Source organism: Rheinheimera pacifica (assembly GCF_900108485.1).
In the GTDB taxonomy this organism is placed as follows: domain Bacteria; phylum Pseudomonadota; class Gammaproteobacteria; order Enterobacterales; family Alteromonadaceae; genus Alishewanella; species Alishewanella pacifica.
Window position 1 is genome coordinate 1 of the sequence record NZ_FNXF01000015.1, and the last position, 21,335, is coordinate 21,335.

At 48.8% G+C, this 21,335-nt stretch carries 17 protein-coding genes, 3 tRNA genes and 1 other annotated feature; of the genes, 11 read left to right on the forward strand and 9 right to left on the reverse strand.

Annotation, left to right across the window (positions count from 1 at the left end; genetic code table 11):
• Positions 1-40 precede the first annotated feature (40 nt).
• A protein-coding gene (locus BLW68_RS16090) for an IS3 family transposase (RefSeq protein ID WP_092794354.1) occupies positions 41-1,257 on the reverse strand; the annotation gives its coding sequence in 2 pieces (ribosomal slippage) (positions 41-975 and positions 975-1,257; 1,218 coding nt in all).
• Positions 863-979: a sequence feature (AL1L pseudoknot), on the reverse strand. It overlaps the preceding gene by 117 nt.
• Before the next feature lie 90 nt (positions 1,258-1,347).
• Between BLW68_RS16090 and BLW68_RS16095 the strand changes: the two genes are divergently transcribed.
• Positions 1,348-2,901: a methyl-accepting chemotaxis protein gene (locus BLW68_RS16095; protein WP_092795575.1), complete on the forward strand. Its 1,554-nt coding sequence runs from the start codon at positions 1,348-1,350 to the stop codon at positions 2,899-2,901.
• A 56-nt stretch (positions 2,902-2,957) separates the two neighbouring features.
• On the opposite strand, the gene BLW68_RS16100 is transcribed toward BLW68_RS16095, so the two are convergent.
• Entirely contained in the window at positions 2,958-3,152 is a 195-nt protein-coding gene (locus tag BLW68_RS16100) for a hypothetical protein (RefSeq protein WP_092795577.1), read from the reverse strand.
• A gap of 154 nt (positions 3,153-3,306) precedes the next feature.
• Entirely contained in the window at positions 3,307-3,960 is a 654-nt protein-coding gene (locus BLW68_RS16105; RefSeq protein WP_068229097.1) for a DUF2726 domain-containing protein, read from the reverse strand.
• 239 nt (positions 3,961-4,199) lie between these two features.
• Between BLW68_RS16105 and aceB the strand changes: the two genes are divergently transcribed.
• Complete coding sequence (gene aceB, locus BLW68_RS16110; RefSeq protein ID WP_092795578.1) at positions 4,200-5,804, forward strand: malate synthase A; 1,605 nt, start codon at positions 4,200-4,202, stop codon at positions 5,802-5,804.
• A gap of 416 nt (positions 5,805-6,220) precedes the next feature.
• Here aceB and BLW68_RS16115 read toward each other — a convergent pair whose 3' ends face one another.
• A complete protein-coding gene (locus tag BLW68_RS16115; protein ID WP_068229103.1) occupies positions 6,221-7,159 on the reverse strand; it encodes a LysR family transcriptional regulator in 939 nt (312 codons plus the stop codon).
• 227 nt (positions 7,160-7,386) lie between these two features.
• Between BLW68_RS16115 and BLW68_RS16120 the strand changes: the two genes are divergently transcribed.
• The gene (locus BLW68_RS16120) at positions 7,387-8,982 is read left to right on the forward strand and encodes an isocitrate lyase (RefSeq protein ID WP_092795580.1); all 1,596 of its coding nucleotides are present in this window, start codon (positions 7,387-7,389) and stop codon (positions 8,980-8,982) included.
• A gap of 109 nt (positions 8,983-9,091) precedes the next feature.
• On the opposite strand, the gene BLW68_RS16125 is transcribed toward BLW68_RS16120, so the two are convergent.
• A complete protein-coding gene (locus BLW68_RS16125; RefSeq protein WP_092795582.1) occupies positions 9,092-11,857 on the reverse strand; it encodes a hybrid sensor histidine kinase/response regulator in 2,766 nt (921 codons plus the stop codon).
• 199 nt (positions 11,858-12,056) lie between these two features.
• On the opposite strand from BLW68_RS16125, the gene BLW68_RS16130 reads away from it, so the two are divergent.
• From BLW68_RS16130 to BLW68_RS16165, 8 genes are all read left to right on the forward strand, one after another.
• Positions 12,057-12,132: transfer RNA gene (locus BLW68_RS16130), tRNA-Phe, on the forward strand.
• A gap of 65 nt (positions 12,133-12,197) precedes the next feature.
• A tRNA-Thr gene (locus tag BLW68_RS16135) sits at positions 12,198-12,273 on the forward strand.
• 19 nt (positions 12,274-12,292) lie between these two features.
• A tRNA-Phe gene (locus BLW68_RS16140) sits at positions 12,293-12,368 on the forward strand.
• 140 nt (positions 12,369-12,508) lie between these two features.
• Positions 12,509-14,674, forward strand: a complete 2,166-nt coding sequence (locus BLW68_RS16145; RefSeq protein ID WP_092795584.1) for a prolyl oligopeptidase family serine peptidase — start codon at positions 12,509-12,511, stop codon at positions 14,672-14,674.
• Between the two features lie 256 nt (positions 14,675-14,930).
• On the forward strand, positions 14,931-16,145 hold the full coding sequence (locus tag BLW68_RS16150) for a phosphopentomutase (RefSeq protein WP_092795586.1): 1,215 nt from the start codon (positions 14,931-14,933) through the stop codon (positions 16,143-16,145).
• A gap of 9 nt (positions 16,146-16,154) precedes the next feature.
• Positions 16,155-16,856 carry a purine-nucleoside phosphorylase gene (gene deoD / locus BLW68_RS16155; RefSeq protein WP_092795588.1) on the forward strand — a complete coding sequence of 234 codons (702 nt, stop codon included), beginning with the start codon at positions 16,155-16,157 and terminating at the stop codon, positions 16,854-16,856.
• A gap of 32 nt (positions 16,857-16,888) precedes the next feature.
• Entirely contained in the window at positions 16,889-17,359 is a 471-nt protein-coding gene (gene gpt, locus BLW68_RS16160) for a xanthine phosphoribosyltransferase (protein WP_092795590.1), read from the forward strand.
• A gap of 142 nt (positions 17,360-17,501) precedes the next feature.
• Entirely contained in the window at positions 17,502-18,071 is a 570-nt protein-coding gene (locus tag BLW68_RS16165; RefSeq protein WP_092795774.1) for a nucleoside deaminase, read from the forward strand.
• 36 nt (positions 18,072-18,107) lie between these two features.
• Here BLW68_RS16165 and BLW68_RS16170 read toward each other — a convergent pair whose 3' ends face one another.
• From BLW68_RS16170 to BLW68_RS16185, 4 genes are all read right to left on the reverse strand, one after another.
• The gene (locus tag BLW68_RS16170) at positions 18,108-18,326 is read right to left on the reverse strand and encodes a VF530 family protein (RefSeq protein WP_092795592.1); all 219 of its coding nucleotides are present in this window, start codon (positions 18,324-18,326) and stop codon (positions 18,108-18,110) included.
• 66 nt (positions 18,327-18,392) lie between these two features.
• Positions 18,393-19,400, reverse strand: a complete 1,008-nt coding sequence (locus BLW68_RS16175; RefSeq protein WP_092795594.1) for an isocitrate dehydrogenase — start codon at positions 19,398-19,400, stop codon at positions 18,393-18,395.
• A 163-nt stretch (positions 19,401-19,563) separates the two neighbouring features.
• Positions 19,564-20,919, reverse strand: a complete 1,356-nt coding sequence (locus BLW68_RS16180) for a hypothetical protein (protein ID WP_092795597.1) — start codon at positions 20,917-20,919, stop codon at positions 19,564-19,566.
• Positions 20,909-21,334 carry a DUF3192 domain-containing protein gene (locus tag BLW68_RS16185; RefSeq protein WP_092795600.1) on the reverse strand — a complete coding sequence of 142 codons (426 nt, stop codon included), beginning with the start codon at positions 21,332-21,334 and terminating at the stop codon, positions 20,909-20,911. Before BLW68_RS16185 ends, BLW68_RS16180 begins: the two co-directional genes overlap by 11 nt.
• Between the last annotated feature and the right edge of the window lies 1 nt (position 21,335).

Here is a 21,335-nt window from a genome sequence, read left to right on the forward strand (position 1 = left end):
ATGAATCGCACCGGTAAATTCGGAGGCGGATTTGTTTGAGTCATGCTGCCGTATCTTGTGTTAATTGTCGATAGTAGTTTTCCTCATATTCAGCTGGCGGGATATCACCAATTGAGCTCAGCAATCGTCTATTGTTAAACCAGTCAACCCAGTCCAGCGTTGCCAACTCAACCTGCTCCAGCCCTCTCCACGGGCCGTCTTTATAAATCACCTCAGCTTTGTACAAGCCGTTAATCGTTTCAGCCAAGGCATTGTCATACGAGTCGCCAACACTGCCAACAGACGCCGTAAAGCCGGCTTCTGATAACCGTTCAGAGTAACGTATCGAGACATACTGGCTTCCTCTGTCGCTGTGATGAATGACGCCTTTAGGTTTACCTCTGGCCCATAATGCTTGCTCTAGCGCGTCCAGAATCAACTGTGTCTGCATCGTCTTCATCACACGCCAGCCCACGATTTTCCGGGAGAACACATCGATTACGAAGGCGACATAAATGAAGCCTGACCACGTAGCAACATAAGTGATATCTGCAACCCACAATTGGTTTGGCCGGTTGGCACTGAACTCCCGTTTCACCAGATCCAATGGTTTAGCAGCGGCATCATCAGGGATCGTCGTGATACAACGACGGCCACGCCGCACGCCTTGGATCCCAAGCGTACTCATCAGTCTGGCAACCGTGCAGCGAGCCACCGAGAAGTCTTCACGCTTCAGTTGCTTCCAGACTTTCCTGATGCCATAGCATTGCCGGTTATCCTGCCATACACGCAGGATCTCCGGCTTCAGAGCCTCATCCTGATGGTAACGCTGACAGCGCCGTTGAGGCTGCGCTTCAAGTGACTTGCACCGGTAATACGTTGATGGCGCGATCTGCAATACGCGGCAAATCGGCTCGACACCATGCAACGCTCGGTGCGAATCAATGAACTGGATTATTTCTTCGGTTTGCGGTCGAGCTCCGCTTGAGCAAAAAACGCAGCAGCTTTCTTCAGGATTTCGTTAGCCTGCTTAAGCTCTTTATTTTCTCGCTCAAGTTGTTTGATCTTGGCTGCGGCATCGGTGGTAACTCCAGGCCTTTTGCCTGAATCCACCTCAATTCGATTAACCCAAGCCCTTAATGTCTCAGGTGTACAGCCAATTTTTGATGAAATAGACACCAGTGCCGCCCACCGGGATGGGTGATCATGCTCTGAGGTCAAAACCATGCGAACTGCACGCTCGCGGACTTCTGCTGAATATGTTGTTCTCTTGTTCATAAGCTAATTCTCTCAAGAAAATTAGCCTCCGACAAACCCGGTATGATTCAGGACTCGGATTTTTCGATTTTAAGTAAGGAATACATTGTTATGCGCCGTAACATGCCGGTTACCAATACCGAAAGAACTTTCCCGCCAAACCAAAAGCTAATTTCCAATACAGATCTCAACGGTAATATCCGACACTGTAACGACGCTTTTATCGCTATCAGTGGTTTTAGCAAAGACGAATTAATTGGCCAGCCGCACAATATAGTGCGCCATCCGGATATGCCGCCGCTGGCTTATAAAATAATGTGGGAACATTTAAAGGCTGGAAAGCCCTGGATGGGGCTGGTAAAAAACCGTAGTAAAAATGGTGACTATTATTGGGTTGATGCTTATGTTACCCCAGTGACAGAAAACGGCCGGGTTATCGGCTATGAATCGGTGCGATCCTGTCCTGCACGCGCCGATATTAAACGGGCAGAAAAGCTGTACGACGCCATAAATAAGGGGAAATTCCGCGGCCGGCATTTTCACCTTGGTGCTGCCAATGTGGTATTGGCGATTGTGTTGGCAATAGCTGCAGCCTTGTATTTTTCCGGTTTTGCTGGTTTATCTGAGTTGCTGATTCTGGCTGCATTAATTGGTTATGTGGTGTGGGCCAATTTTAGTAAGAAAAACGCCTTAGACAGCGTCAAAATGTTGCTGGCCAATTCATTCCGCCATGAGCTGGCGGTACAAACCTTTACCGACGATGAGCTTGCCGTTGGCGAGCTTAAAGTGGCAGTTATGAGCTCTAAAGCGCATTTAGGTGCAGTATTAAGCCGGATGGAAGATGCTGCTAAAAGTGTGTCTGAACAATCTGATCTTGGCCTGGAGCTGGCGCAATCTTCTATGAAGCTTATTCAGCGCCAGCAGCAGGAAACCGAGCAGGCCGCCACCGCCATGCACGAAATGACCACTACCATTGCTGAAGTATCAAAGCATGTACAGGAAACGGCGGAGCGTGCTGAGCAATCAAACGAACTGGCCGGGCGCAGCCGGCAAACTGCAGCGGTTACCCGCAAAGCTATTGAAGAACTACGGCAGACAGTAAACGAAATTAGCAGCTCAGTAACGGAAGTGTCGGAACAAACCAAGAAAATCGCCACTGTTGCGCAGATGATTGAACAAATTGCCGAGCAAACCAACTTATTGGCGTTAAATGCGGCTATTGAAGCAGCGCGCGCCGGTGAGCAAGGGCGCGGCTTTGCCGTAGTGGCCGATGAGGTGCGCAATCTGGCACGGCGCACACAGGAATCTACTAAAGAGATTCATCAGATTATCAGTGATTTAACCAGCAGAGCTGATACCGCAGTGCGGGTAGCCCAAAACGGCACCAGTGGCGCAGAGGCCGGGCTTATCCGGGTGAAAGAAACGGAAGAAATGCTAAATGGTATTTCAGATGCTGTGGGTAGCATAGCCAATATGTCTATTCAGATGGCAGCGGCGGTAGAGCAGCAGGCAAATGTTGCTGAAGAAGTAAATCAGCAGGTGGTAAATATTTCCAGCCTGGCGAATAACACCCTGATAGAAGCGGGTAACTCTGCTGACAGTATTAAACAGTTGCAGTTGGTATCCAATGAACTGCATGAACTGGTAGTGCGGTTTGCCAGATAGGTTCAATAAAAAGGCCAGCGAGCGCTGGCCTTTGTTTTTGTTACATAAAATATTACTTACACCGTAATATTTATATTTTGTCCCAGGTTACCTACAGGGGATGAAGCCTGTACCTGCTCAACCGATTGCATAGCACTTTGTACCAGCATGGTTGCCATTTTAGCTTCCTGGTTTTGTTGCTTTTTCGCCATAACGGCGCCCAGTATTTCAAAGCCCTGGTTTGACGCAGCAGCGCCAATGGATTGACTCATAGTTACCTCCTATGCCAATTCCTCAAGACTGTAACGGCCGGAAGATAAATACCTTTAGCGTTTATTTAAGATTTTTTTAAGCATAAAAAAATGCCGCCCGTTGCAGCGGGCGGCATTCCAACTTAGCGCGGAGTGACTCATTTCTCCAAGTGCGTTAAGAAGCCTGTATCAGCGCGGTTTGTTGCGCTTTAATTTGAGAGTGTGACAAAGCTGGTACCGGCAAAGTATTGCCGCCAGTTGTTGCCGGTTTTAGTGAACGTACTGGCCGGGTGGGGCCTTTTTTCACTAAACCTTTAAACATGGGTTCAGGTTTGGCTACCGTTTTACCTAAACGGGCTGCAATGGCTGCCTGAATATCGGCGGCGGTGTAACCGGCTTTTATTTTCATGCGCAGGTAAGGTACGCCTGCTGCGTCCAACGCGCCGTTAACAAACCAGTCGGGTACAGCCTTGTGGCCTTCTTTGCTACTATTGTTAACTAAATCCAGCACTGCTATGACGCTAAAATCCTGCGGATCACACAAAACAAAATCCAGATACTTGGTATTCAGTTTAAGCATGGTACTGGCGCGGGTTTTATCGCTGGTGCCATTTTTAAGCTCCATAATATCTGCCAGTTTTACCCTGTTCATTACTTTGTAATCGTTAGCCACTGCTTTTTCCAGCAGTTGCATAAAAGAACGTTCTACCGGGCTGAATAAGCTGTTTTTCTTCTGCACCGGAAAAGGGTTGCCACTGTCAATAAAGCGGCTGGCTACCATAGCCACAACAATGACTAACAGTAAAATTAACAGCAGGACAAATTCCATGCATACCTCCGACAGAAAATTGACTCGATGTTTGACACATCATAAGACTGTGATAGATAAAGCATAAGTCGTGCCATATTTTCTTGTGTATTCATGCTTTTACTATTTATGCTGCGAATGGTTGGCATTGCCTGCATTAATACATTTTATGGTTGAAAAGCGCTTATAGTTAATGCCTACCCTGATACCCGACCGCCTTACCGGCAAATAGAGTACAGGCAGCCAAAAAGGACAAACTTATGACAATAAGCATCAGCCGTGCCGGTTTAAGCATAAATGCGCCGTTAAATGCCGATTACGACACTATTCTGACAGAGCAGGCCTGTGCCTTGCTGGTAGCGTTAAGTCGCGAGTTTAGCCCGCGCTTAACAGAATTATTAGCTGCCCGGCAAACAATACAGCAGCGCTATGATGCGGGAGCCTTGCCGGATTTCCTGCCGCAAACGGCTAATATCCGCCAGTCAGACTGGCAGGTAGCGCCAATACCGGCCGATTTACAGGACAGAAGGGTAGAAATTACCGGGCCGGTTGATCGTAAGATGATTATCAATGCGTTAAATGCCGACGTAAAAGTATTTATGGCCGACTTTGAAGACTCGCAGGCGCCCAGCTGGGCCGGTGTTATTGAAGGCCAGATTAACCTGCGCGATGCTAACCTGGGTACCATCAGCTATACCGATCCGCAAAGTGGTAAGCACTATGCGTTAAAAGATAACCCGGCCTTGTTAATTGCCCGGGTGCGCGGTTTGCACCTGTGGGAAAAGCATTTGCTGGTGGATGGTGAGCAGGTGCCGGGCTCTCTGGTCGATTTCGCGCTGTATTTTCTGCACAACTACCAAACCCGCTTAGCCAATGGCAGCGGTGTGTACTATTACCTGCCAAAGCTGCAAAGCCATTTGGAAGCCAAATGGTGGGACGATGTGTTTCGCTACACCGAGCAAAGGTTCAGCCAGCCAATTGGCACTATTCGCGCCACGGTATTAATTGAAACGCTGCCTGCCGTGTTTGAGATGGATGAAATTCTGTATATGTTACGCGATCACATCGTAGCGCTTAACTGCGGCCGCTGGGATTATATTTTCAGTTATATCAAAACGTTAAAAAATCATCCTGACCGAGTATTGCCGGACCGCCAGGTAGTTACCATGAAACAGCCGTTTTTAAATGCCTATTCGCGTTTATTGGTAAAAACCTGCCATAGGCGCGGTGCGTTGGCAATGGGGGGTATGGCGGCCTTTATTCCGGCCAAAGATGCTGCAGAAAACGCCGCAATATTGGCAAAAGTAACTGCAGATAAAGAGCTGGAAGCAGTTAACGGCCACGACGGCACCTGGGTAGCGCACCCCGGCCTTGCGGCTACGGCTAATGCAGTATTTGACAAGTATCTGGCAGGCGGCAAACAGAACCAGTTGGATATTAGCCGTGAAGCAGACGAAGAAATCAGTGCGGCACAGTTGCTTAAGCCTTGTGATGGTGAGCGTACAGAACACGGTATGCGTACTAATATTCGGGTGGCGCTGCAATATATTGCCGCCTGGATCAGCGGCAAAGGCTGTGTGCCGATTTATGGTTTGATGGAAGATGCCGCCACGGCAGAGATTTCCCGCACGTCGATTTGGCAGTGGATTAAACACGGTAAAAGCTTAAGCAACGGCAAGCTGATTACCAAAGCCTTATTTGCTTCTATGTTAGAGGAGGAGGCAAAAGTGGTACGGGCAGAAGTAGGCGAAGCAGTATGGGCAGAACAAAATTTTGCCAAAGCGCAAACTTTATTGCTTGATATCACGACTTCTGATCAACTGGTAGATTTTCTGACCCTGCCAGCTTATCAGTTACTTGATTAACCTGAGTAAACCACCAATGCAAAAGGCGCTGACTTGCTGACAGCGCCTTTTTTATGTGGATTTGTTTTGAAGCCTTAACAAACTGCAACACACAATTTGGCTCGTCACAGCAACTCGCCTGCGGCTCAGACACTCTGTACCGACAAAATTGTGGTTCCCATCTGTTAGGAAGAACCCCCTTGTTCCGCAGCGTGGAAAAGACCCTGTTGAAGGAGCCGGGGAGTGTCTGAGCCCTGCCGTAGGCAGTAGGGCGAGTTGCCCCGGCGAGTGAGGCAGGGTGTTTTACTAAGCCAGCAGCAAGGCTTCGGCTTCGGCTGCAACTCCCGCTTTGGCTCGCCACAGCAACTCGCTCGCGCTTACGCACTCACTCAGACACTCTGTGTCGACCAAATCGTGATTCCAGCCTTCGCTTGTTGTTAGTTCAGCTCATCTGCAGTTTCGACAATTAAGCGGCGGAACCAGATATGGCTGGCGTCCTGATGCAGCAACGGGCTCCAGATCATCTTCAGCTCAATCGATGGAATAGCAAACGGTGGGTCCATAATGGCCATTGCGCTATCATTTTCGTACAGGCGGGCTGCACGGCTGGGTAACGTGGCAATTAAATCTATGCCTACCGCTAAATGCATTGCTACATGGTAGTTACGGGTAAATACCGAGATACTGCGTTGTTTACCCAACTTAGCCAAGGCCTCATCTACCCAGCCCAGTTTTTGCACGTCTTTGGGATCCATACCCACGCCAACACCAAAGCCAGTTTTACTTACCCAAATATGCTGCGCTTTTAAGTAACTGTCTAAATTAAAGTTTTTTAGCACTGGGTTTTGCGTATTAATCAGGCAGGAAAAGCTGTCGCGCCATACCGTTTTTTGGTGGAACGATTGCGGTAGCTGATCAAAACGGTTAATCGCCATATCCACTTTGCCATTTTCGACATCATGAAAAGTAACGTCTGACGGCGTCATAATATCCAGGCTGGTGTGTGGTGCCTGCACGCGCATTTTTTTCAGTAATGCCGGTATTAACGTAGAGGCCGCGTAATCGCTGGCCATAATACGGAATACCCGCTGGCTGTTAAGCGGCTCAAAATCTTTATTCGGTTGTAGTGTTTCTTCCAGCGTTAACAGAACGCCGCGTACTATCGGTGCCAGTTCACGCGCCCGTTCTGTTGGCACCATGCCGTCAGACGTGCGTACCAGTATCGGATCATTCAGTAAGTCGCGCAGCCGTTTCAGGCCGTTGCTCATGGCTGGCTGGGTGATATTGAGCCTGCCGGCAGCACGGGTAACGTTTTTTTCGCGCAGCAGTACATCCAGGTACACCAGCAAATTTAAATCCATTTTATTAATATTCATTAGTTAAATAACCCGGCTACATTTCATAACTGAACTGAATCATAGCATTAGCACAGTGGCCAGCGTCAAGCTGACTTTGGTATTAGTTATATGAATGGTCGGCATCACAAAAATCACCTTTATGAATTACAAAAATGAAACCTATAGTGTAATGCAACAGGTAGCACATCAGCCTGGGAACAGTCAGCGTCCGGCAAGCCGGGCAATAAGCAAAAGAGGATACTGCTATGTCAGCTTACCAAGATGCAATACAACACATCGCCCAGCTACGCCAACAAAACGGCGATGCCTGGAGTGCGATAAACCCTGAGTCTGCTGCCAGAATGCGGGCGCAAAACCGTTTTCATACCGGGCTGGATATTGCCAAATACACTGCCAAAATTATGCGTGCCGATATGGCTGCCTATGACGCAGACAGCAGCCAGTACACACAGTCACTGGGATGCTGGCATGGCTTCGTTGGTCAGCAAAAACTGATCGCTATTAAGAAACATTTCGGTACTACCAAACGTAAATACCTGTATTTGTCCGGTTGGATGATAGCAGCGCTGCGCTCTGAGTTTGGCCCCTTGCCAGATCAATCCATGCATGAGAAAACCGCAGTACCTGCTTTAATTGAAGAGCTGTATACCTTTTTAAAGCAAGCCGATGCCCGTGAGTTGGGAGGCTTATTCCGTGAGCTGGATGCCGCCAAAGCCGCTGGCGACAGCGCCAAAACTGCTGCAGTACAAAGCAAGATCGATAACTTTGAAACTCATGTGGTGCCGATTATCGCCGATATCGACGCCGGCTTTGGTAACGAAGAAGCCACTTATTTACTGGCAAAGAAAATGATAGAAGCCGGTGCCTGTGCTATTCAGATTGAAAACCAGGTGTCGGACGAAAAACAATGTGGTCACCAGGACGGTAAGGTTACTGTGCCACATGCTGACTTTTTAGCGAAAATTAACGCTGTGCGTTACGCCTTTTTAGAACTTGGCGTGGATGACGGTATTATTGTGGCCCGTACCGACTCGTTAGGTGCTGGTTTAACCAAACAAATTGCCGTTACCAATAAACCGGGCGATCTGGGCGACTTATACAACAGCTTTTTAGACGGTGATGTAATAAGCGGCGCTGACGATATTGCCAACGGCGATGTGGTAGTAAAAGCCAACGGCAAGCTGTTAAAACCCAAACGCTTAGCCAGTGGTTTGTTCCAGTTTAAACAGGGTAGTGGCGTTGACCGGGTAGTACTGGATTGTATTACCTCGTTACAGCATGGCGCTGATTTGCTGTGGATTGAAACGGAAAAGCCACACGTAGGCCAGATAGCCGAAATGGTTAACCGCATCCGTGAAGTGGTACCCAACGCCAAGCTGGTGTACAACAATAGCCCGAGCTTTAACTGGACGCTAAACTTCCGCCAGCAGGTTTTTGATGCCTGGAAAACTGCCGGTAAAGACGTATCTGCTTATGACCGTGCTCTGTTGATGAGTGCCGATTACGACGCAACAGAGCTGGCGCTGGAAGCCGACAACCGTATTCGCACCTTCCAGGCTGATGCAGCGCGTGAAGCAGGTATTTTCCATCACCTGATCACCTTGCCAACTTACCATACAGCGGCGTTGTCTACCGACAATCTGGCGAAAGAGTACTTTGGTGCAGCTGGTATGCTGGGCTATGTTGCAGGGGTGCAACGCAAAGAAATCCGCCAGGGTATTGCCTGTGTTAAACACCAGAATATGTCCGGTTCTGATGTCGGGGATGATCATAAAGAGTATTTCTCTGGTGAGGCTGCGTTAAAAGCCGGTGGCACGCATAACACTATGAACCAGTTTTAACTGTTGAGTGTTAAGTTTTGAGTTAGTTTTACGCTACGTGGTCAGGTAACTGACAGTTTGGGCAGCCATTGGCTGCCCTTTTTTGCTCAAAGCCTAAGCGCCAGTTCTGTTAATAACGTTGCTTTACGTAGCTGACCACGTCCTGATATTTTTCCTGCATCAGGCGGATATACTCGTTAATTACCGGCCAGTCACTTTCTTCGGCTGCTTTTTCCAGTTTTAGCGCGTCATCGGATAAACCAAGTGCTCCCACACTTTTGGCTACCGACTTAAACTGATGTGCAACAGAGCGCACTGTACTGCGATCCTGATTTTGCACTGCAGTGGTCATATTGCTAAGCAGTTCAGCGGCATGTTTTACAAAGTAGTTCAGGTATTCTTCATGTTTGTCCGGGTTATTACCAAGGAAATTAGCAATAGTGGTAAAGCATATCGGCGAATTATTCTGATTATTTTCGGTAGCTGAGACAGTGGTTTTTTTCAGTTCAGCCGCGTGTGGTAGCCAGCGGGTGAGCATGGTTTCCAGCGCCGCCAGTTCAATCGGTTTGGTGATATAGCCGTCCATGCCTACGCTCAGGCATTTTTGCTCTTCACCTTTGAGTGCATTGGCGGTTACCGCAACGATACGGGTAAATTCGGCGCCCTCGCTTAAATGCAGGCTTTCTTTGCGGATCGCGCTGGTCAGGTCGTAGCCACTCATATTGGGCATATGCAAATCTGTCAGCAGCAGCGGATAATGATACCGGCGCCATTTTTCCAGCGCTATCGCACCGTCATCGGCAACTTCTACGGCGTAACCCAGCGCATTTAACTGATCAACAATTACACGCTGATTCATTAAGTTATCTTCAGCCAGCAATACCAGGCGACGCTGTTTACGTGCTTCTTCAAGCGAGGGCACCAGACGGTTTTGCTGTGGCTCAGCGCTGGTATAAACCGGTTTGGTTTTGCGCTTTGCGGCTATTAATACAGCATCAAGTAAATGGCTACGACATATCGGTGAGCTGTGCAGATAATACGCCCTGTCGGTGCTGCGCTCTGCCAATTCAACCTGATTGGTGATCACCACAAACTGTACCTGGGCCATAGTGGGTAACTGCAGCAACTGATCTATTTCATTTGCCGAGATCTGCTCATAGGTTGCGTCCAGCACCCATACTGCAGCCTGTTTGGGAGGTAATGGCTTCAGAGCCTGTGCTTTTTGCAGCAGAGTGTCAAAATGGGTGGCAACATCCAGTTCAGCACCGGTATGGCTGAGGTAATCATGTAAATGCGCCATGTTATGGGCGTCAGCACTGAACAGGCAAACATAAATATCACGCAGTAGTTCTTTATCCAGATACTGAATTTCATCCGAGCGGCGCATCGGTATGCGCACAATAAACTCGGTGCCCTGATCCACCTGGCTGTTCACGCTGATATCACCGTACATCAGTGTGGTTAGGCGTTGGCAAATAGATAAACCCAGGCCTGTACCACCAAATTTACGGGTAATAGAGCCCTCGGCCTGGTTAAAAGGCTGAAATACATAGTTGATTTGGCGCTGCGTCATGCCTTTGCCGTTGTCTGTCACACTAAACTGGATCTGGCTGAAATCCATATTTTCTTCCAGCAGCTCGGCTTTGATAATCACCAGTCCGGTTTTCTCCGGCGTGGTCTGGGTAAATTTAATCGCATTGCCGGCCAGGTTGTACAGAATTTGCCGCAACCGCACCGGGTCGCCAATCAGGCCGTCGGGAATGCGGGGGTCAATAAACAGTTTTAGGTCAATTTGTCGCTGATGCGCTACCGATACCAGAATACGGCCGACGGCTTCAATAATATCTACCAGTGACAATGGTATAGTTTCCAGTTGCAGTTTACCGGCTTCAATTTTGGAAAAATCGAGAATATCGTCCAGGATGCGCAGCAATGAAAATGACGATTCACGTACCGTGTCGGTCATGCGAAACTGCGAGGTGGATAGCTGAGTCTTACGCAGTAAATCAATAGTACCGATAATGCCATTCATTGGTGTACGGATTTCATGGCTCATGGTGGCAAGAAAAGTCGATTTGGCCTCGTTGGCTTTTTCTGCCGTGAGCTTGGCGGTTTCCAGCGCATCGGTGCGCTCTTTAATGCGGGTTTCTACTTCCAGCTTCAGGTTTTTAATGTTTTGCTCTGATGCTGCCAGCGCTTCCTGCGCCTGCTCTATGCGGCGAAACAGCTGGTTGATATAGCTGCCAAGTACCCCGTAGCTGTCCTGTGCATGGCTGTCGACGCTGCTGTTGTATTGATCTTTATCCAGCGCCTGGCGGGTGCCCACTAATAAAGGCTTAATACGACGGCTGAAGAAGCCCGAAATAGTGACGGCAAACATGGCGCTTAGCAGCAGCGCTAATACTAAACTTACACCCAAAGCCGCAAAAAAAGGCCAGCTGGCGCGCAGTTTTAACTGTTGTACGTAAATCAGAATAGCGGTTTGCTGCTGCGGTAAATTAATCAGCTGATTGACGATCAGATAATTATCCTGCTGCTGGGCACTGTCCTGCCATACTGGCTGGGGTACAAAACCCTGCACATTGCTGGTATGAGCAATAAGTTCGGCTTGTTGGTTGGGTAGTGTGCGGTATACATATAATGCGCGGTCGGTATTCCCATCCCGGGTTTGAAACAGCATTTGCTCAGTGGCGGCGGTATTGTTTTCTGCCAGCAGCGGCTGTAAAACGCGGCTTAGCAAGCGGCTGTCAGCTGTTAGCCGGTTTAGTTGCTGTTCATTTAAGCCCGGCTCAGGTTGGTTTAGCCAGGCAAACAGTGCTGCCTGAGCAAATAAAATCAGCAGAGACAGTACCGTCAGGCGCTTAAAAATCGGTTTACTAAACGACGTGTTTTCCATTAGTTATCCAATATTTTGTTGCCAGCTCAGCAGAGCTTATGCAGTGGCGGGCATTTTAACAACTTTTCGTAATTTAGGTAGCAGTGTTGGTTTTTGCTGCTTATTGTAGCGGGTTGTTCAACTAATAGGCTAACGCACCAGCAGCATTAAAATATCTGTTGACTTAAGATCGTAAAATCCGTTTAATACGACCCGCGTTGCCCAGATAGCTCAGTCGGTAGAGCAGCGGATTGAAAATCCGCGTGTCGGTGGTTCGATTCCGCCTCTGGGCACCATCAGTTTTCGGTGCTCAAGTTGTACTAAAGTAACAGAGTTATTCAACTTGTGTCACGTTGTCGCAGCCGCTTTAGCTCAGTTGGTAGAGCAACTGACTTGTAATCAGTAGGTCATCCGTTCGACTCGGATAAGCGGCACCATTTTGCGTCAGCCAGTTTTGCCCAGATAGCTCAGTCGGTAGAGCAGCGGATTGAAAATCCGCGTGTCGGTGGTTCGATTCCGCCTCTGGGCACCATCCTTAAAAACCCTAACCATTTGGTTAGGGTTTTTTCGTTTAACAGCGTTGAAAAATCTGCTGAGCTGAAATAGGCAAACACCGGCTTCTTTGTTAAGCTCAGGCGCGTTATAACAACAAGAATCAGGGAGTTCCTCACAATGAAGCACGTTTTAAGTATCCTGGCCGTTTCCTTACTGGCTGCCTGTGGCAGTGAATCAAAAACTGATATTGCAACCCAACCCAATAGTGTAACCATGACAGAAGCTGCAAAAACCACCTTTACCTACCCGCAAACTGCTAAAGGCGACGTGGTAGATAGCTATTTTGAGCAAAAAATTGCCGATCCGTACCGCTGGCTGGAAGATGATCGCAGCAGCGAAACAGAAGCCTGGGTAAAAGCGCAGAATAAAGTTACTTTTAATTACCTTGAGCAAATTCCATATCGTGAGCAGATAAAGCAAAAGCTGGCGGCATCGTGGAATTACGAAAAAGTTACAGCGCCCTTTAAAGAAGGTAAATACACCTACTTTTATAAAAATGACGGCCTGCAAAACCAGTATGTGTTGTACCGCCAATTGGAAGATGGCAGCAGTGAGGTGTTTTTAGATCCCAACACCTTTAGCACTGACGGCACCACATCAATGGCTGAGGTTAGTTTTTCTAAAGATGGCTCTATACTGGCGTATTCTATTTCAGAAGGCGGCAGCGACTGGCGCAAAATTATCATCATCGACGTTGAGACGAAAAAACCGCTGGAATCAGAGCTGACAGATGTTAAATTCAGCGGCATCAGCTGGTTTGGCAACGAAGGTTTTTACTATTCCAGTTACGACAAGCCAGATGGCAGCGAACTGTCGGCAAAAACGGATCAACATAAGCTGTACTACCACAAGCTGGGCAGTGTGCAAAAAGATGATGCCGTTATTTTTGGCGGCACTGAAGCACAAAAGCACCGCTACGTCGGCGCCACAGTAACTGAGGATGATCGTTATCTGCTGATTTCTGCTGCGGTATCGACTTCTGGCAATAAGTTATTTTTAAAAGATTTAGCCAACCCGGACAGCCCGTTGGTAACCATTTTGGATCACACCGATTCGGATACCGACTTGCTGGATAACGACGGCAGCAAACTATTTCTGGTGACCAACTTAAATGCACCGAATAAAAAAGTGGTTACGGTTGATGCTACCAAACCACAGCCGGAAAACTGGCAGGATCTGATCCCGCAAACAGATAATGTGCTTAGCGCATCAACCGGCGCCGGTTATATCTTTGCTGAGTATATGGTTGATGCCATTGCTAAAGTGCAGCAGTACGATTACAGCGGCAAACTGGTACGTGATATTACGCTGCCGGGTGTGGGCAGTGTCGGTGGTTTTAGCGGTAAAAAAGATGACCAAAAGCTGTATTACACCTTTACCAACTATATTACGGCGCAAACTATTTATGATTTCAGCCCAACTGATGGTAATTCATCCGTTTACAGCAAATCAGGCGCGAAGTTTGACAGCGATAACTATGTGTCGGAGCAGGTGTTTTACAGCTCCAAAGATGGCACTAAAGTGCCGATGATTATCAGCTACAAAAAAGGCCTGAAACGCGATGGCAGCAACCCAACCATGCTGTATGGCTACGGTGGTTTTAATGTGAGTTTAACCCCGGCGTTTAACATTCCCAATGCTGTGTGGATGGAGCTGGGCGGCGTATATGCGGTGCCAAGCTTGCGTGGCGGTGGTGAGTACGGCAAAGCCTGGCATCAGGCCGGTACTCAGTTGCAAAAGCAAAATGTGTTTGACGACTTTATTGCAGCCGCAGAGTATCTGCAAAAAGAGGGCTATACCTCGAAAGACAAGCTGGCAATTCGTGGCGGCTCTAACGGCGGCTTGTTAGTTGGCGCTGTAATGACACAACAGCCCGAGCTGATTAAAGTAGCATTGCCTGCGGTTGGTGTGCTGGATATGTTGCGTTACCACACCTTTACTGCCGGTGCCGGCTGGGCATACGACTACGGCACCAGTGAGCAAAGTAAAGAAATGTTTGATTACCTGCTGGCTTATTCACCGGTACATAACGTAAAAGCAGGCGTGGCGTACCCGGCAACGATGGTAACCACCGCCGATCACGATGATCGCGTAGTACCGGCACACTCGTTTAAGTTTGCGGCTGAGTTACAGGCAAAAGATGCCGGTGTTAACCCACAGCTTATCCGCATTGAAACCAATGCTGGCCATGGTGCCGGTACACCGGTATCCAAGCAGATTGAACAAACGGCTGATATGGTTAGCTTTACGCTGTATAACATGGGCTATAAGCAACTACCTTAACCGGCTGAGCGATGATAAGAACCCGCTGTGATAGCGGGTTCTTTGTTTTTACTACAGTTACCCAATACTGTTTCAGACAGTTTAGTGTTTAGCTAAGGTTGATATTGTAAAGATTAGCGCTTCGTTTTACACTGCGTGCCCTTTTTTAAATGTGCACGCCAGCCTGTTATACAAGCCTTGCAACGGTTATGCTGGTCTGGTTTTATCACAACTGGTTTTATCACATACAGACAACACAAAGATCAGGAGCAGGACAATGGCAAAAAAAGCAGTGATCCTGGTATTAGATAGCTTTGGTATTGGCTATGCACCGGATGCCGATAAGTTTGGTGATGTTGGCGCTAATACGTTTGCCAGTATCGCAAAAACCTTTCATGCGCAAAAAGGCCGCCAGTTGGCGCTGCCTAATCTGGCGCAGCTGGGCTTGGTTAACGCTGCCACCGCGGCCTCAAATGGTGTGCAGGCTGATATAGCCGGTGCCAGCGCAATAACCGGCGCTTATGGCTATGCGCGTGAGCTAAGCAGCGGCAAAGATACGCCAAGCGGCCACTGGGAAATTGCCGGTGTGCCGGTACTGTTCGACTGGGGTTATTTCCATGATAAAACCGACAGTTTTCCGCCAGAACTGATTAACGAGCTATGCCAGCGTACCGGCGTGCCCGGTATTTTGGGCAATTGCCATGCCTCAGGCACCGATATTCTGGTCAAGCTGGGTGATGAGCATATTAAAACCGGTAAGCCGATTTGTTATACCTCGGCCGACAGCGTGTTTCAGGTAGCGGCGCATGAAGAACATTTTGGCCTGCAGAAACTGCTGGATTTCTGTCTGGTAGCGCGCGATTTGCTCGATAAGTACAACATTGGCCGTGTTATTGCCCGGCCGTTTCTGGGGGATCACGCCAATAACTATGCCCGCACCGGTAACCGCCGCGACTATTCAGTATTGCCACCGGCCCCCACTGTATTGGATAAACTGACAGATGCCGGCGGTAAGGTGATCAGCATTGGTAAGATTGCTGATATTTATGCTCATCAGGGCATTAGTGAAAGTTTAAAAGCCACCGGCCTTGAAGCTCTGGTAGACAAAACGCTGGCGCAAATGGCACAACAGGCTGATAACAGCATTATTTTTACTAACCTGGTTGATTTTGATCAGAACTTTGGCCACCGCCGTGATCCTATCGGTTATGGCGAAGCGCTGGAATACTTTGACAGCCGCCTGCCACAGTTGATGGCCGCCTGTGGCAATGACACCTTAATGATCCTGACAGCAGATCATGGTTGTGACCCAACCTGGCATGGTACTGAGCATACGCGTGAATATATTCCGGTGCTGGCCTACAAAAATGGCATGCGAGACATTAATTTAGGCGAGCGCATGAGCTTTGCTGACATTGGCCAGACGCTGGCCGGCTATTTCGGGCTGGAGGCCATGGCCTATGGCGACTCCTTTTTAGATAAAATTAACTAAGAGACTTTTATGGCAACTCCGCATATTAATGCGCCAGAAGGCGCTTTTGCAGCAACCGTATTAATGCCGGGCGATCCGCTTCGGGCTAAGCATATTGCAGAAACTTTTTTAACTGACGCGGTATGTGTCAATACCGTACGTAATATGTTTGGCTACACCGGTACTTATAAAGGTAAACCGGTAAGCGTGCTGGGCTCGGGTATGGGCGTACCGTCGATGTCTATTTATGCCACCGAGCTGGTAAAGTTTTATGGTGTAAAAAATATTATCCGTATTGGCTCTTGTGGCGGTTTGCCGCTGGACGTAAAAGTACGTGATGTGGTGATTGGTATGGGCGCCAGCACCGATTCCAGCGTAAACCGTAACCGTTTAGCCGGCATGGATTTTGCCGCTATTGCCAGTTTTAACCTGCTGGAAAAAGCCGTAGCTGCTGCAAGGGCAAAAAATATTAATGTAAAAGTAGGTAATGTGTTTACCTCCGATTTGTTCTACAACCCGGACGAAACCTTATTCGACACCCTGGAAAAATACGGCGTGCTGGCGGTAGAAATGGAAGCGGCCGGTTTATATGGCGTGGCGGCAGAATACGGCATTAATGCGTTGGCTATTTTTACGGTAAGCGACCATATCCGTACCGGTGAAGCATTAAGTGCTGAGCTGCGCCAGACCAGCTTTAATGAAATGGTTGAAGTGGCACTGGGCTGCTTATAATTTCCGTTTAACCGATTTTGCAGGGCCGACAGATGTCATTATCAACTAATAAAATGTTTTATGTATCGTGGGAAGCGTTTCACCGTGCCACCAAAGAGCTGGCGTATCAGCTGCTGGGGCAAGATTATAACGCTATAGTGGCGGTAAGCCGAGGAGGCCTGGTGCCGGCAGCTATTTTGGCCCGCGAGCTGAATATCCGCGTGGTAGACAGCATTTGTGTTGCCAGTTATGAGCATGATAAACAAGGCAGCCTGAGCATTTTAAAAGATGCCAGTCTGGCTGATTCTGACAAACTGCTGATTGTGGATGATCTGGTGGACACCGGTGAAACGGCCAAAGCCCTGCGTGAGCATTTCCCTAAAGCCTGCTTTGTTACTGTGTATGCCAAGCCGCAAGGTAAGCCGCTGGTGGATAAATACGTAACAGATATCGAGCAGGACACCTGGATCCAGCTGCCATGGGATATGGAACTGGCTTATAGCAAGCCGTTGGCTGAGAAGTAAATAAGCGAGAGGCTGAGAGTCGGATTGCTCTAAGCTAACCGTTGAAGGCATGGATGCCTGAGTCGAGCCCCCATGGATGGGTTTACGGCGTGTTGGCGTGGGTAATCCGACTCGGTTGCTAGCAGATGTTTTTGGAGTAAAAATGACAGCAGTACAACAATTAACCCTGCACTTGCCGGACTGGATTAACGACGTAGTCGACTGGCAAAAAGTGTATCAAAACGACGATGAAAAAATGGCGCTGGCGGTCGAGCTGTCAAAACAAAACGTGCTGCGCGGCACCGGCGGCCCTTTTGGTAGCGCTATTTTTGACTGCGACAGCGGCAAACTGGTTAGCGTGGGTGTAAACCGGGTAGTGCCACTGCATAACTCTACTGCACATGGCGAAATGATGGCGATAATGCTGGCAGAGCAAAATGTGCAAAGCTTTAGTTTATCGGCCGATGGTGTTAAGCGTGAACTATTTACCTCGTGTGAACCCTGCGCCATGTGTTTAGGCGGTACTTTGTGGAGTGGTGTAAAGCGTTTGGTATGCGCTGCTACTGCTGAAGATGCCCGTGCTATCGGTTTTGACGAAGGCCCGGTATTTGCGCAGAGTTATCAGTATTTACGTGATGCAGGCGTAGAAGTAGTGCAACTGGTACAGCGTGATGCCGCCAATAGCGTATTGCAGAATTATATTGGTAGCGGTGGTGCTATTTATAATGGCTAGGGTATAACAGCTAAACAAACCAAAGCTGGATCAGCGTTACTGATACAGCTTGGTTGCTACATATAACTCTTCTACTTTCTGCCTTGCCCAGGGCGTTTTACGTAAAAACTTCAGGCTGCTTTTTACCGACGGATCTGTTTTAAAGCAGTTGATATCAATCTGTTTTGCCAGGCCCGGCCAGCCAAAGTGATCAACCAGTGCAGTGACAATTTGCTCCAGCGTAACGCCATGCAGCGGGTTATTCAGTTGAGACATATAAGGTCCCTATTGTTGCCGTGAGCATGCCGGTTCATGCCTGAACCGGCTGCATACAGTTTAGGTTTATAAACGCTCTAATACCGCAGCGGTAAAGTCGGTGGTGCCGAAGCTGCCGCCTAAATCACGGGTGGTGCGATCGCCGGTGGCGATAACATCGGCCAGAGCACTGCGGATTTTCTCCGCTTTATCCTGCATGCCTAAATATTCCAGCATCTGAATAGAGGCCAGAATTACTGAGCTTGGGTTAGCCAGGTTTTTACCGGCAATATCCGGCGCGCTGCCATGTACTGCTTCAAAAATGGCGCAATCCGTACCAATGTTAGCACCTGGCGCCATACCTAAACCACCGACTAAACCAGCGCATAAATCTGACAAAATATCGCCAAACAGGTTGGTAGTAACAATAACGTCGAACTGTTGCGGGTTCATTACCAGCTGCATACAGGCGTTATCAACAATCATTTCCTGTGCTTCAATATCCGGGTACCGGGTAGCCACTTCACGCGCTGTTTTCAGAAATAAACCTGAGGTGGATTTCAGAATGTTGGCCTTGTGTACAATAGTCACTTTCTTGCGCTTTTCGCGCCGTGCGGTTTCAAAGGCAAACACTGCAATACGCTCGGCACCTTCTTTAGTCACAATACTGGTGGCTTCTGCTACCAGGCCGTCGGCAGACACGACCTGGCCATGGCCAGAGTACATACCTTCGGTGTTTTCACGGATAGTGATGATGTCGATGTTTTCGTAACGGGCTTTAGTGCCTTTAAATGAAATAACCGGGCGCACGTTAGAGTACAGGTTAAATTTCTTACGCAGTGTTACGTTAATAGAGGTAAAACCTTCACCCACTGGCGTGGTCAGCGGGCCTTTTAAGGTGATTTTATTGCGGGCAATGGCATCCAGCGTGGCTTGTGGTAACAGCTCACCGGTTTTTTCCAGCGCAGTTAAACCGGCATCGACATATTCATAATCGAAGTTGCAGCCCACTTTATCCAGTACCTGAATGGCGGCTTCAACGATACTTGGGCCTATGCCATCGCCTTTAATGACAGTAATAATTTGCTTGCTCATGGGGGATCCTTAGCTGTCGTATTTATTAGGAAAGAGGGCCTCTGGCGGGCCTGAAAACGGCGCAGAATATAGCATTTTTCGGCACATTACGCCAGTTTGGTGCCAGTTTAGCGCAGTTATCTGTGTTATATACGGTATAAGGTTGGTGAATGTTGTAATAAAACTACAATTTAAGGCTGATGGGGTAATAGCATTGGCTGCGTTGTATCAGTTGTTGCAGCCACACATCTGCTGCAACCGCTGTATTGCCAGCCGTTGTAGTTTTACTCAGCAGAGCGTTAAAGGATTGGGCTGATGCTGCGCAGTACAGCACCAGGCTGCTATGCCATGCCAGTTGCAGGTTAACCGCAACTGCTGTTAAACGCTGGCCTGTACTGGGTTGTAGCCAGGCCGTAACCGCGGCGCTGTAATGATCCAGCTGGTATAGCTGCAGCAGTTCAATAAGCTGTGACAGGTAAGTTTCGCTGGCACAATTCAGTGCCGGATTAAAGAGGCTCTGATAACCGGTGGCTGAGCGGTTAACCAGCGCAGTGCGCTGGTAAAGTGGGTTAAGCCATAGCGGGGCGCAGCAACACAGTGCCAGCAAGCGGCTATCGGTGCTTTGCAGCTTGGGCATAAACAGTTGCAGCGCTTGTGCAAGCACATGACAAAACTGACTAAACACCTCCTGCCATGGGTGACGCAGGGCACTGAGATAATGCTGTAGCTCTGCCTGAGCCAGCGCGGCAGGCAAGGCATCCCGGCCGATAATGCCAATAGCCAGCTTTACGCTTTGCACACTTTGCTGCTGGCGGTTTAACTGGCTTGCCAGTGCCAGCAAGGGCGCCGAACGCTCCGGGCTGATTGTCAGGTAATGCGCTAAGGCTTGGTTGTCATAATAGCGCAGTTCGTTAAAGCGGGAATGTTGCAGCAAATGGGCAAAGGTATCCGGCTGTGGTGTTAGCTCTGTAACTGGCTGCTGCAGTAGCTGGTGCAAAATATCTAATTCATAGTCACTTTGGCTTAGCATCAGGCGCGTGGCTATCTGCCCCTGCCATGCGCTGCGGTTAGACAGATACTCACTTTGTGTCAGCAGCAGGCTTATCAGAGTTTGTTGCCATTGCGCTTGTTTGCGCTCAGTGGCATAGCAACCACTTAACACTTTAACTACGCTGGCAGCTTGCGGCAGCGCTTTAAGCTGCTTTGCAGCAGTCAGGGCAGGGTACGGCAATGGCTCTGTTTGCACTGCAGACACTAAAGCGCTGCAGCAGCCGGCAAGCAGCAGTAAACGCCGGTTAAGCGGGTGCAACTGATAGCAACCGGCAAGATACAACAATACCTCAATACGCCACAGTGATGCTGGCAGCTGGTGGATTGGCTGGCTAATGCTGTCATAAGTGACTGCGGTATCAAGTGCTTCGCGCTGTTTGCTCAGCTGTATTGCGCTTTTGTACAAGGCTTCAGCTGAAGTGTCAGCCTGGCTAACGCAGTGTTGGTAAAGTTGCTGATAACGCTGCCATGGGCCTGGGTCAGTTTGCATGACCGCTAATAACACTGTAGCGCTGCACTGCTTCTTCGCCTATGGCTTGCAGGTAGCGGTTTTTAAACAGCAATGCTGTGCATTCATCAGCGGTGGTTATGCCATCTGCAACGCTGCGGTGGGTGCGGTAATACAATACCTGATACAGATCTTTGCCCTGCAGCACGGCTTCAGTAATGTCTGGTGTGCCGAGGCGACGCATGACGTCGTCCTGTGTCAGGTTGTCGGTCAGTTTATACTGGCTTATCAGCTTATGGTTAAAGGCTTCCCTGTCTACCCAGGTCATTTGATCGACATCATCCTGATAGCAGAAATAAACTGTGGCAGTGAGCAGCAGGTACACCGCCAGCCCAATACCGAGCCAGGTCCATTTACGTAGTTTAAGCTGAAACACAGAAGCGGCTTTTTGCATCATA